Origin of the sequence: Nocardia sp. NPDC050435 (assembly GCF_040655395.1) — a bacterium.
Classification (GTDB): domain Bacteria; phylum Actinomycetota; class Actinomycetes; order Mycobacteriales; family Mycobacteriaceae; genus Nocardia.
The window spans coordinates 504370-516150 of the sequence record NZ_JBFAJW010000001.1; the positions used below are offsets into that span (position 1 = coordinate 504370).

An 11781-nucleotide genomic window follows, 5' to 3' on the forward strand; every position below is an offset into this window, starting at 1 on the left:
GCATGAACGAGGGTTCGCCCGGAGAAGCGCTCTCCCGGTTTCGTAAACCGCTGGCCGTCGGCCTGGGTCTGCTGGTGGCGGCCCTGGTCGCGGGACTGCTGCCGGGCTGGTGGTGTGGCCGGGATGCCGACGCCTGGTATCGCGGTGATCCGGAGCGGGTGCGGGCGCTGGCCGAAGAACTGGTCGCCTTCCAAGCCGAGGACGATCGCCGCCGTGCCGCGGGCTCCGACGGGCTCACCGGCATGTGGGGGCTGCTCGAACATCAGATGACGGCGCTGGGTCTGGCCCAGGTCGCGCTCGCGCAGCCGCAATGGCGAGAACGCTACGCCCCCATCGTGACCCGGGCCGCCGTCAAGAGCCTGCTGCCCGCCGTGCGAGCCGAGTTCACCTCGGCCTGGCACGGCGTGGACGGTTTGTCCGCCCATGACGGCGCGGACGGGCACGCCTATCTGTCCTATCCCGCGCTCGCGCTGGGGATGGCCCGGCTGCTCGACCCCGCCTTCCCGGCTGAGCCGGCCAGACAGCACGACGCCATGATCGAGGCTTTCGAACGGCGGCTGCTCGCCTCGCCCACCGGCCTGCTCGACACCTTCCCGGGCGAGGCCTATCCGACCGACGTGGCCGCGGTCGCCGCCGCCATCGCGGTTCACGGGCGGGTGACCGGCGTGGACCACAGTGCGGTTCTCACCCATTGGGCGCGTCGGGTTCGTGCCGTCCAGATCGACGCGGGCACCGGTCTGGTGATTCAGCGCATGGGCACCGACGGACACGCGCACGACGCGCCGCGCGCCTCCGGCACGGGGCTGGCCGCCTATTTCGCGGGCTTCGCCGACCGCGAGCTCGCCGCGGAGTTGGCGGCCGCGCTGTTCGGCCAGGAGCGCGGCCTCCTCGGCTTCAGCGGAATCCGGGAGTACGGCGACGGCTACGACGGCCCCGGCGACATGGACAGCGGACCGGTTCTGCTCGGTGTTTCGGTGTCGGCCACCGGTTTCGCGCTCGCTCCGGCGCGCGCCTTCGGCCACCGCGAGATCTTCACCCGCCTCTACCGCACCACCGACCTGCTCGGCGTGCCGCTGCGCAGCGGCACGCGGCAGCGCTTCCTCACCGGCGGCGTGATCGGCAACGCGCTGCTGCTCGCGTTTCTCACCTCCGGTCCGGAGCTCGCGCGATGAAGCTGTTCTGGCCGCTGATCCCGCTCCTGCTGTACCTCGCGCTGCGTCCGTTCGCGGCGGCGCTGTCGGACACGCACGGATTCGGCTCACCAGACGGCGTGAACCCGGTCTATCTGGCGGTCACGGGACTGATGGTGGCGCTGCGACTGTTGCTGCTGGTCGTCGTGCCGGGCGTGCTGGCGTATCGGGCGGTCGGCTACCTGGTCAATCGGGTTCGGTCGTGATCGCCCGGACACTCGCCGGCCGGGCTCGACAAGCGTTCGCAGGGGCGGCCGCGGTCGGCCAGACCGGAAGAGAGCCGAGTTCGGCGGTATCTCGTCGCTGACGAGATCTTCACCGCCCCAAGCGCACTGGGTTGCTTCGCGCGCTGACATCGGTATCCGCCGCGCGGCTGGGGCATTCGGGCTTCGCGTCCCGAGCCCGGTGGCGACCGCGCGACAACTAGGCGGTGCGCTGTCGATTACAGTTCGGCGGGAACGGTGTCGAACCGAGGAGACCGGTGAGCTTCAGGATCGCGGCCTATGGCGTGTGCCTCGAGCAGGGGCGGGTGCTGCTCGTCCGGGATGTGGCCCCGGACGGCGAAGGCACCTGGACGTTGCCGGGCGGCCGCGTCGAACACACCGAGGATCCCTTCGACGCGGTGATTCGGGAACTCCGCGAGGAGACCGGCCACGACGGCGTCGTCGACCGTCTGCTGGGCGTGGATTCCCGGGTGATCCCGGCGGCCGTCGCCCACGGGGGTGTCGCGCACCAGAACATCGGGATCTTCTATCGCCTGCGGATCACCGGCGGTCGGCTCCGGGCCGAACCGGACGGGTCGACGATCGACCCGACCTGGACACCGCTCGGCGAGGTGGGCGCCCTGCGCCGCTCCGCGCTCGTGGACACCGGCCTGACGCTGGCCCGAACCCTCCCGCCGACCGGACATGTCGCGGCGACTCCGGTCGGCGGCCTGGTCCAGCACTGACCGCGACTTCTATTCGCGCCGAGCGTTGTTCGCGCTCGACCAGGGTGCGAGGTGTTCGATGAGGTTCGCGAAACTGTTCCCGCCGAACCCCGCGTCGATGCCACGGTAGGTGAGGGACCGGATCAGCCGCGGCAGTTCGCTGTCGACGCCGCGGGCTTCAGCGGTGTCGACCAGGTGATCCATGAGCGGGGCGTCGAGTTCGAGCCATTCGGCGTCGCCGGGATACCGGCCTTCGTCGATCTGCCCGGCGTAGTCGGCGATCACCGCGGTGACCGTGGTCGACATCCAATGGTTCAGCAGCGGTGCGGTTTTCGTGGCCGAGACACCCGCGGTGCGCAGGAGGGCGGCGCTGTGCAGGTAGCCGAGCAGGGTAGCCCAGGCGAAGCCGAGCATGGACAGGTCGTAGAGCGCGGCGGTCGCGGGATCCGGGCCGAGATAGGTCGCGGTGCCGAGCCGGGTGAGCAGCGCCTCGCGGCGCTGGAACAGCTCCGGGGAGCCGCTGTAGACGAGGACGGTATCCGGATTGCCGACGTGCTCCGGATACCCCATGAGCGCGCCGTCGAGATAGCGGCCACCACGGCCGGTGACCAGGTCGGCCAGATCCTGCGCCTGCGGGCCGGTGCCCGAGGTCAGGTTCACGACGTCGCGGGACGCGAGTTCGGTGTCGGCGAGAATCCTTGCGGCCGTGTCGTAGTCGTCCACGCAGACGACGAGCGGCGACGACGTGCCCGGGGCGCGGTCCCGCTCCCGCGGCGCGTGCTCGCCGAGGGTTGCGGCCAGCGCGGCCGCGCGCGGTCCGGTGCCGAGGACGGTGACCGGGGTGAATGAAGGCGACATGCGCATCTCCTGTTCCGGCCGGACGAGCAGGTCCGGCCGGCTCACGGTAAAGCCTCACATGAGTGTGAGAGTCAAGCCGCGAGCTGGATCGTGACGCACAGGCCGCCGGCCGGGCGGGCGGTGAGGGTGAGGACTCCGCCGTGCGCGCGCACGATGCTCGCGACGATCGCCAAGCCGAGGCCGACGCCCGCGTGATCGCTGCGGACCCGGCGGTTCCCGCGCTGGAACGGCTCGATCAGGGTGGCGACCAATTGTGGATGGAGGCGGTCGCCGGTGTTCTCGACGGTGAGCACCGCCGTTCCGGGATAGGCGGCGGTGGTGACCCAGATCCGGCCCTGATCGGGCAGATTGTGCACGATCGCGTTGTGCACCAGATTCGTGGTCATCTGCAGCAGCAGGGCGGGGGAGCCGTGGGTGGGCGTGAAATCACCGGAGGTTTCGATGGTGAGGCCGCGTTTCTCCGCGAGCGGGAGCAGGGTTTCGGTGGCGTCCTCGGCGACCAGGGACAGGTCGACGGGCTCGCGGGTGAACGAGCGCTGATCGGCGCGGCTGAGCAGCAGCAGCGCCTCGGTGAGATTGATCGCCCGGGTGTTGACCGCGTGCAGCAGGGCCACCAGTTCGCCGGTGTCGCGATCCGGATCGTTGCGGGCCACGTCGAGCAGCGTCTGCGTGATCGCCAGCGGGGTGCGCAATTCGTGCGAAGCGTTGGCGGCGAAGCGCTGCTGTTCGGCGACATGGGCCTCGAGCCGCGCGAGCATGGTGTCGAACGCGTCGGCGAGTTCGCGGAATTCGTCTTGGCGGCCCGGCAGCCGGATCCGGTGGGCGAGTGAGCCGTCGGCGGCCAGCCGGGTGGCCTCGGTGATGCGGGTCAGGGGTGCGAGCATGCGACCGGCCAGCAGCCAGCCGCCCAGCAACCCGAACAGCACCAGGGCCAGCAGCACGACGGCGATGAACGGGGCGAACGCGCGGAACAGCACCGACCGGTTGATCCAAAAGGTGCCTGTGGTGTCGACCCAGCCCGGCGGCATGTAGTACAGGTAGAACACCAGCACGGCCCCGAGCAGCAGCGTGCCCGCCAGTGTGACGAATCCGGCGTAACTGAGGGTGAGTTTGAGCCGGGCGCTCAACCCGGGCGCTCTAACCACCGGCCTCGCCCTGTGGTGGCGCGCTGATGCGGTAGCCGACCCCGGGCACGGTCGCGATGAGCCACGGTTCGCCGAGCCGTTTGCGCAGCGCCGAGACCGTGATTCGGACGGCGTTGGTGAACGGGTCGGCGTTCTCGTCCCAGGCCCGCTCCAGCAGATCCTCGGCGCTGACCACTCCGCCCTCGGCCGCGACGAGCACCTCGAGCACCGCGAACTGCTTGCGGGTCAACGCGATATAGCGGCCGTCGCGGAAGACCTCCCGGCGGAACGGATCGACCCGCAGGCCCGCCAGCTCCCGCACGGGCGGGCGGTTGTGCGCGCGACGGCGGTCCAGGGCGCGCAGCCGCAGCACCAGTTCGCGCAGCGCGAACGGCTTGGTCAAATAGTCGTCGGCGCCCAGCTCGAACCCGCTGGCCTTGTCGTCGAGCCGGTCGGCCGCGGTCAGCATCAGGATCGGCATACCACTGCCGGAGGCGACGATCCGTTTCGCGATCTCGTCCCCGGACGGGCCCGGGATATCGCGATCGAGCACCGCGATGTCGTAGGCGTTGACGCTGAGCAGCTCCAGCGCCGTGTCACCGTCGCCGGCGATGTCGGCGGCGATCGCCGCCAAGCGCAGGCCGTCCCGCACCGCGGCGGCCAGATACGGTTCGTCCTCCACGATCAATACACGCATAGGACCTCGATTCTCCTCGCCGCAACATATCGCGGGCGTATCGAAAACCACGGGCCCGTGCGCGATCCGTCGCGCCCCGCGCCGACGGTGCGTCATATCGTGGGCGTACAGACCGATGAGTTTCGAGCGTGGAGGAGGTCTACCCCGCATGAGGAAACTGATCTACGGGTTCGGCGTGTCTCTGGACGGCTACATCAACGACCGGGACGGCAAGATCGACTGGACCGATCCGGACGACGAACTGCACCAGTTCCACAACAATCGCTTTCGCGAACTCGAGGTGTCGCTGCACGGGCGGCGCATGTACGAGCTGATGGCCGAGTACTGGCCGTTCGTGCCCGCGGACGCGCCGCCGGTCCAGCGCGAATTCGGCACGCTGTGGACCGAGAAGCCGAAGGTCGTGTTCTCCCGCACGCGCACCGAGGTCGGCTGGAACAGCACCCTGGTCGCCGAGAACGCGGTCGAGGAGGTGCGCAGGCTCAAGGCCGCGGGCGACGGCCTCATGGAGGTCGGCGGCGCGGAGCTGGCCGCCGCACTGATCCCGCACGGGCTCATCGACGAGTACCAGCTGTACGTCTCGCCCGTGCTACTCGGCGGCGGCACCCAGTTCTTCCCGGCACTGGACAAGCGGATCCAGCTCCGGCTGGCCGAGACGAAACACTTCGAGTCGGTGGTGCTGCTGCGCTACCGCGCCGAGTGACGGCCCACCCCGGCTAAGCGGGCAGGTGCACCGATTCGACGACCGGTTCCGGCACCACCGGCTGGTCGATCTTGCGCCAGTACACGGGCGAGAAGATCTCCACCCCGCCGTCTCCCTTGATGACCTTGAGGGCCCCGTTTTCGATCGCGAACGTGTCTTTGTCTTGGTACTGCACGACGCTCTCGTCCGCCAGTTCTACCGTGAACTTCATAAAAGCGACATTAGCCCGGTCCGCGCACCCGTTCCGATTATGGCGCGCATGTTCGGCCGGTGACATTCCGGTCGCGTCACGGTCGCCGCGGCGCGACGATGTGGCAGTCTGACGGGCAGCTTTCGAAGACCGGGGGTCCGTCGACCTGAGGACGACTGCTCGATGAGTGACAACCGATCGTTACTTCGCAGGTGGTGGCGCGATCGGGTCGATTACCGCCGCCGGGTCGAGACGTTCGCGGCGCACGGGGCGCTGGGGCCGTTCAAGTTCATGCTGGGTGCCGGCGGGCTGGTCATGCTGTGCCTGGCGGTGCTCGCGCCGCTGGCGCAGGGCGAGGCGCCGGGGCGCATCATCGAGGTGCAGGGCGTTGTCGAGGCGGCGGTCGCGGGCGTGTGGACGGTGCGCTGGTGGTTCTTCCCGTGGCCGCGCGAATACGAGTCGCTGGTCTGGATCGTCCTGTTCGACCTGGATTCCGCGCTCAACGTGCTACTCGCCCACGACCGTGTCGTCGCGGTGCTGGGCATCGTGCTGCTAGCGGCGATGGGCGGCTATGCGGCCGTCTTCCACGGTCCGCGGATTCTGGCCCTGCACATCGCCTCGACCGTCCTGACCAGCGTGCTGCTCGCCGTGCTGCTGGCCATCGGTGATCTCGCCGAGCCCGGCGCGAGCCGGCGCGCCGATATCGCCCTGGGCCTGGGCGTCATCCTGGTGATGGTGGTCGTGGTCGGCGTCGTGCTCCCGTTCATGCAGTTCAGTCACTGGCTGCTGCGGGTGGACGCGCTGTCGGATCCGCTGACCGGACTGTGGAATCGCCGGGGGCTCAACGCGCATCTGTCCTCGATCGGGCGTCGGCAGCGGCGCACCGCGATGTTCATCGCGACGGTGGATCTGGACCGGTTCAAAGCGGTCAACGACACCTTCGGTCACCCTCTGGGCGACGAGGTGCTGATCCACACGGCGCAGCGGCTGTGGGCGGCCGTCGAGGGTGACACGCTGGTCGCGCGCACGGGCGGGGAGGAGTTCGTGGTGGTCGGCGCCCTGCGGGAGGACCCGGCCACGATCGGGGAGCGGTTGCGCCGGGCGGTCGAGAGCGTCTCCGATCTGCCGGTGCGGGTCACCGCGAGCGTCGGCGTCGCCGTGCTGGAGGCGTCCGAGGCGCGCGGTGAGCGCCGCTATCGGCGGCTGCTGCGGCACTCGGATTCGGCGATGTATCGCGCGAAACATCAGGGCGGCAACGCCGTTCACGTCGCTACCATGGATTCAATCAATGATTGAATTATCGGTTGAAACGTGTTTCACTTCTTCGCATGGTGGACGAGGCCAAGACCGGCACGAGACAGCGCCTGCTGGCCGCGGCCGAAACACTGCTGCTGACCGAGCCCTATGACGACGTCTCGGTTCGCGCGATCTGCGCCGCGGCGGGCGCCAACGCGGCCGCGGTGCACTATCACTTCGGGTCGAAGGAGTCCCTGGTCGGCGCGCTGATCGAGGACCGGCTGAGTCCGCTGTGGGCGGCCGGGCTGGCCCGTGCGGACGCGCAGGCCCTGCCCGAGGTGGTCGACGCCGTGCTAGCGCCGTTCGTCCAGCTCGCGCGGGATCCGCTGGGCCGCTTGCACCTTCGCCTGCTGGCACGCTTCGTGCTGGGCCGCCACCGCACCGCGTGGCAGGGCCCCTGGTTCCGGATGGGCGCCTGGGCCGCACTGCTGCCCGAGCTCGAGGCCCGGGAGGGCCGCCGGCGCTGGATGCTCGCCTTCGATCTGATCATCATGCGATTCGGCAGCCCCGAAATCGACGAACACGGAATGGCGAAGCCGGATCTGGACACTCTGCGCGAGTTCGTGGTGGCCGGTCTGACGACGCCGGGAGAACAACGATGAACGATATCTTCGCCCCGGCCCGGCTCGGGCCGATCACCCTGCGCAACCGCGTGATCAAGGCCGCGACCTTCGAGGGCCGCACCCCCGACGCCCTGGTGACCCGGGACCTGATCGACTTCCACCGCGAGGTCGCCGCCGGCGGCGTCGGCCTGACCACCGTCGCCTACTGCGCGGTCGCGCCGGGCGGCCGCACCGACCGGCATCAGATCTGGATGCGCCCGGAAGCCGTTGCGGGACTGCGGGAACTGACCGAGGCGGTGCACGCCGAGGGTGCCGCGATCAGCGCGCAGATCGGGCACGCCGGGCCGGTGGCCAACGCCGCCTCCAACCGGGCGCCGGCCCTCGCGCCGAGCCGGATGTTCAACCCGCTGGGCATGGCCTTCACCGCCAGTCCCGGGGCCGCGGAGATCCGCGAACTCGTCGCCGCGCACGCGAATGCCGCGCGGCTGGCCGAGGAGTCCGGCTTCGACGCGGTGGAGATCCATTTCGGCCACAACTATCTGGTCAGCTCTTTCCTGAGCCCGCTGCTGAACCGCCGCAAGGACGACTACGGCGGTTCGCTCGGCAACCGGGCCCGGCTGGCGCGTGAGATCGCCCGCGCTGTCAAGGAGGCCGTGGGCGGCCGGCTCGCGATCATCGCGAAGCTCAATATGGAGGACGGCGTGCGCGGCGGCCTCACGGTCCCGGAATCGCTTCAGGTCGCCGCCTGGCTGGAGGCCGACGGCACGCTGGACGCCCTCGAATTGACTGCGGGCAGTTCACTGCTCAATCCGATGCTGCTCTTCCACGGCGACGCCCCGCGCAGCGCCTTCGCGAAGGTCCTGCCCGGCCCGGCGCGCCTGGGCTTCCGTCTCGCCGGGCGGGCGTTCCTCAAGGAATATCCCTACCGGGAGGCGTACCTGCTGGAGCGGGCCCGTCACTTCCGCCGGGAACTGTCCCTGCCGCTGATCCTGCTGGGCGGCATCACCAATGCCGACACCATGCGCCTGGCCCGGACCGAGGGCTTCGAATTCGTCGCCATGGGCCGGGCGCTGCTGCGCGAACCCGCTCTGCTGCACCGTATTCGCGCCGCGGAGTCCACCCGCTCGGCCTGTGTGCACTGCAACGAGTGCATGCCCACCATCTACTCCGGCACGCGCTGCGTGTTCCGCCCCGAGCGGCCGCACGCGCCGGTTCGCTGACCACCAGGGAGATACGCACGATGAGTGCACGATTGGCCGGGCGCGTCGCGCTGATCAGCGGCGCGGCCTCGGGAATGGGCGCGTCGCACGCGCGCGCCTTCGTCGCCGAGGGCGCGGCCGTGATGATCGGCGATATCGCCGACGCGGCGGGCGCGGCGCTGGCGGCCGAGCTCGGCCCCCGCGCCGGCTATATCCATCTCGACGTCACCAGCGCCGGGGATTGGGCGGCGGCGGTCGCCGAAACCGTCTGGCGCTTCGGCAAACTCGACGTGCTGGTGAACAATGCCGGTGTCCTGGACGGCGGCCCGCTCGGCGAATACTCCGAGAAACAATGGCAGAACGTGCTTTCCATCAATCTGACCGGCCCGTTCCTCGGGGTGAGCGCCGCCCGCGACGCCCTGGTCGCGGCCGCGCCCGCCGCCGTGGTCAATATCTCCTCGGCCGCGGGGATCCAGGGCGTGCCGGGCGTGCACGCCTACACCGCCTCCAAGTTCGGGCTGCGCGGGTTCACCAAATCGGCCGCGCTGGAGCTGGCTCCGCACGGCGTACGGGTCAACTCGGTGCATCCCGGCGGGATCCTCACCCCGATGCTCGGCGCCACGGGTGCGCCGGAGGTGGATCGGGGCTCGAATCCGCTGGCCCGCTTGGGGTTACCGGAGGAGGTGACTCCGCTGGTCGTCTTCCTGGCCAGCACCGAGTCCAGTTACTGCAACGGTGCGGAGTACGTGGTGGACGGCGGAATGACCTCCGGCCGAGCCTGATTCGGCGCCGGGGCTCAGTCCTCGCCCCAGTGTTCGTGCATGTGCACGCCGTTGTCCGCCAGCCACGGCACCGGGTCGATCTTGTTGCCGGCCTGGTCCCAGATCTCGAGGTGCAGGTGCGGGCCGGTGGACTGGCCGCGGTTGCCGACCGAGGCGATGACCTCGCCGGCTTCCACGCGCTGGCCCGGGTGCACGTAGTAGTCGTTGACGTGGCCGTAGACGGCGATGGTGCCGTCGTCCTGCTGCACGCGGACCCACTGGCCGAAGCCGGAGGCCGGTCCGGCTTCCAGGACGGTGCCGCCCATCGCGGAGTGGATGGGGGTGCCGAGGGCGTCGGCGATGTCGACGCCGTAGTGGAATCCGCCCCAGCGGCTGCCGAATTCGGAGCTGATCTGGCCTGCGACCGGGAGCACGGCGGGGGTGGCGGGCGCCGGGGCGGCTTGGAGCGGAGCCTGCTGCTGGAGATCCTGGAGGTTCTTGACGATCTGCTCGGCCTGGGCCAGCGGTCCGGCGATCTGTGGCGGCAGGTGGGCGAAGCCGAACGGCGCGGGTGCGGGGGCCGGCGCGGGCGCGGGCTCCGGATCGGCGACGGGCGGTGCGGGTTGCTCGGCCACGACCGGGGCGGGCGGCGGCGCGGGCGCCAGCGAGGAGAGCCAGCGCAGGCCCGCGTCCAGTGGGTTCTCGGCACCCAGGTCGGTGGGCGGTGGCGGGGGCGCGGCGACCGCGGTGGCGGGCGCCAGCTGGGCGACGGAACCGAGCAGCGCGCCGGTCGCGACGGCGGTGCCGGCGGCGACCCGGAATCGGCCGGTGGGGCCGGGATCGGCGCGGTGGCTGACCGGTTGCTCGGGGCTCATCGCACCGAGCAGGTCCTGAACGGAAAGGGAACCGGGAGTTACTCGATGGTGCGGCAAAGCAGGTCCTAGCGTCGATCACAGTGGGCCGCTTCGGCTTTGGTGCTACCGCGCTGCGGTAACGCTTCCGGCCCTGCCCGTGACAGAAACTGTACCGGTCCGTAACCCCGTCGTGGCGCGGTTCCGGCGAGGAACGATCAGATCTCGTCGCCGGTGGGCGGCTCGGCCACCAGGTGGAGGTAGGCCGTGTCGAGCGGAATGTCGACCGCGAACCAGGCGGCGGGCCGGTCGTCGTCGCGCGGGCACCAGGCCGTGGCGACGCAGAGGCGGGCCACCTCCCGGGGCGCCAGGCCGGGCAGGTGCCAGGCGATCCCGGCCGGATCGGTATAGCGCTCACCGTATTCGGCGCTGTCCGGCAGCAGATCCACCCAGTCGGCGGGCATCAGCCGGCCGTCGGCGGCCTGCAGGGTGAGCAGTTCGGCGTCCGGTCCGCCGATGGCGACCATGAAGTGCTCGTTCTCGACGGTGACCGCGGCCAGGCACTCTCCGGAATCCGGTCCGCCGTAGGCGTCGGCCGGTAGATCGGACAGCTCCGCCGCGATGACCACTCCGGCCACCGCGGCCTCGGCGCGGACCTGCCAGATGGCGGCCCACATCGGCACCGGCGCACCGCCGTCCCAGGCCGGGAGTTCGATTCCGCCGAGCAGCAGATCCACCGTCGCGCCGGCCTGCTGCCAGCGGTGCAGGTGCGCGCCGCCGGGCAGGCGCCACACGGTATTCGGTTGTGCCGCAAGCGCGTGCGCGCCCACGGCGACGGCGAACTCCACGGTACCGAGGGGTGTGTCGATCACGGCCCGACGCCGTGCTGCCTGGACCAAACCTTCGGTGGGGAGCATGCGCCCATCATGCAGGAAGATCGACATCCCGAAAGACCGGATGTGACACCGGAACTCGTGTCGCACGACACGGTTCGGGGCCTGTCCCAGTGTCGAGGTCTGCTTTCGGCTCGATACGAGTCCGAAGGCAGGCTGAAGCTAGATAAACGAACCAGGTGTCACAAATGTTGCTGCACCGATGGCGTACCGGCTGTTTATGTCCGTATTTCACCGCTGAAACTCGACAAGAAACAATTTCAGATTAGGGAGATCCATTGCCTGGGGGCCGCGGCGAAACCTGCCGGACTATGCCTTTATGCCGGTCACGGCGGATTACGAAGCGGTATCAGCGATTTCGAAGGGTGTCAAACCGGCATGCCGTGAGCGAACCGGGTATTCGGTTCCGAACCGTGAAATCTGGCGTGTGGCGGAACAGAACCTGAATAGTTATCAGTTCGGTCCGCGAATCGCGCTGTAAGACATGGACAGTTCGCCCTTCTGCGACATACTGATCCAGTGTGCCGCGCC

At 69.8% G+C, this 11781-nt stretch carries 14 protein-coding genes; 8 read left to right on the forward strand and 6 right to left on the reverse strand.

Going from position 1 to position 11781, the window contains the following annotated elements; all coding sequences use genetic code 11:
- Positions 1 to 2: 2 nt before the first annotated feature.
- From AB0I43_RS02560 to AB0I43_RS02570, 3 genes are all read left to right on the forward strand, one after another.
- A complete protein-coding gene (locus AB0I43_RS02560) occupies positions 3 to 1172 on the forward strand; it encodes a hypothetical protein (RefSeq protein ID WP_356972677.1) in 1170 nt (389 codons plus the stop codon).
- A complete protein-coding gene (locus AB0I43_RS02565; RefSeq protein ID WP_356972678.1) occupies positions 1169 to 1396 on the forward strand; it encodes a hypothetical protein in 228 nt (75 codons plus the stop codon). The genes AB0I43_RS02560 and AB0I43_RS02565 overlap by 4 nt, the downstream gene beginning before the upstream one ends.
- Before the next feature lie 275 nt (positions 1397 to 1671).
- Positions 1672 to 2139: an NUDIX domain-containing protein gene (locus tag AB0I43_RS02570; RefSeq protein ID WP_356972679.1), complete on the forward strand. Its 468-nt coding sequence runs from the start codon at positions 1672 to 1674 to the stop codon at positions 2137 to 2139.
- Between the two features lie 9 nt (positions 2140 to 2148).
- On the opposite strand, the gene AB0I43_RS02575 is transcribed toward AB0I43_RS02570, so the two are convergent.
- The 3 genes from AB0I43_RS02575 to AB0I43_RS02585 form a co-directional block, all read right to left on the reverse strand.
- On the reverse strand, positions 2149 to 2976 hold the full coding sequence (locus AB0I43_RS02575) for an NAD(P)-dependent oxidoreductase (protein WP_356972680.1): 828 nt from the start codon (positions 2974 to 2976) through the stop codon (positions 2149 to 2151).
- Between the two features lie 71 nt (positions 2977 to 3047).
- Positions 3048 to 4121: a HAMP domain-containing sensor histidine kinase gene (locus AB0I43_RS02580; protein WP_356972681.1), complete on the reverse strand. Its 1074-nt coding sequence runs from the start codon at positions 4119 to 4121 to the stop codon at positions 3048 to 3050.
- Positions 4114 to 4797: a response regulator transcription factor gene (locus tag AB0I43_RS02585; protein WP_356972683.1), complete on the reverse strand. Its 684-nt coding sequence runs from the start codon at positions 4795 to 4797 to the stop codon at positions 4114 to 4116. Before AB0I43_RS02585 ends, AB0I43_RS02580 begins: the two co-directional genes overlap by 8 nt.
- A 148-nt stretch (positions 4798 to 4945) precedes the next feature.
- Between AB0I43_RS02585 and AB0I43_RS02590 the strand changes: the two genes are divergently transcribed.
- The gene (locus AB0I43_RS02590) at positions 4946 to 5497 is read left to right on the forward strand and encodes a dihydrofolate reductase family protein (RefSeq protein ID WP_356972684.1); all 552 of its coding nucleotides are present in this window, start codon (positions 4946 to 4948) and stop codon (positions 5495 to 5497) included.
- 13 nt (positions 5498 to 5510) lie between these two features.
- On the opposite strand, the gene AB0I43_RS02595 is transcribed toward AB0I43_RS02590, so the two are convergent.
- Entirely contained in the window at positions 5511 to 5708 is a 198-nt protein-coding gene (locus AB0I43_RS02595) for a hypothetical protein (protein ID WP_356972687.1), read from the reverse strand.
- Between the two features lie 162 nt (positions 5709 to 5870).
- Here AB0I43_RS02595 and AB0I43_RS02600 point away from each other — a divergent pair, with 162 nt between their 5' ends.
- Genes AB0I43_RS02600 through AB0I43_RS02615 form a run of 4 tightly spaced genes read left to right on the forward strand, consistent with a single transcriptional unit; the run spans position 5871 to position 9527 of the window.
- Entirely contained in the window at positions 5871 to 6983 is a 1113-nt protein-coding gene (locus AB0I43_RS02600) for a GGDEF domain-containing protein (RefSeq protein ID WP_356972688.1), read from the forward strand.
- Between the two features lie 32 nt (positions 6984 to 7015).
- Positions 7016 to 7585, forward strand: coding sequence for a TetR family transcriptional regulator (locus AB0I43_RS02605; protein WP_356972690.1), 570 nt, complete (start codon positions 7016 to 7018; stop codon positions 7583 to 7585).
- Positions 7582 to 8766, forward strand: a complete 1185-nt coding sequence (locus AB0I43_RS02610; protein ID WP_356972691.1) for an NADH:flavin oxidoreductase — start codon at positions 7582 to 7584, stop codon at positions 8764 to 8766. The genes AB0I43_RS02605 and AB0I43_RS02610 overlap by 4 nt, the downstream gene beginning before the upstream one ends.
- Positions 8767 to 8786: 20 nt before the next feature.
- Positions 8787 to 9527, forward strand: a complete 741-nt coding sequence (locus AB0I43_RS02615; RefSeq protein ID WP_356972692.1) for an SDR family oxidoreductase — start codon at positions 8787 to 8789, stop codon at positions 9525 to 9527.
- A gap of 14 nt (positions 9528 to 9541) precedes the next feature.
- On the opposite strand, the gene AB0I43_RS02620 is transcribed toward AB0I43_RS02615, so the two are convergent.
- Positions 9542 to 10381 (reverse strand): M23 family metallopeptidase, encoded by an 840-nt coding sequence (locus AB0I43_RS02620; RefSeq protein ID WP_356972693.1) that lies wholly within the window; start codon positions 10379 to 10381, stop codon positions 9542 to 9544.
- A gap of 194 nt (positions 10382 to 10575) precedes the next feature.
- Positions 10576 to 11229, reverse strand: a complete 654-nt coding sequence (locus AB0I43_RS02625; RefSeq protein WP_356972694.1) for a hypothetical protein — start codon at positions 11227 to 11229, stop codon at positions 10576 to 10578.
- Between the last annotated feature and the right edge of the window lie 552 nt (positions 11230 to 11781).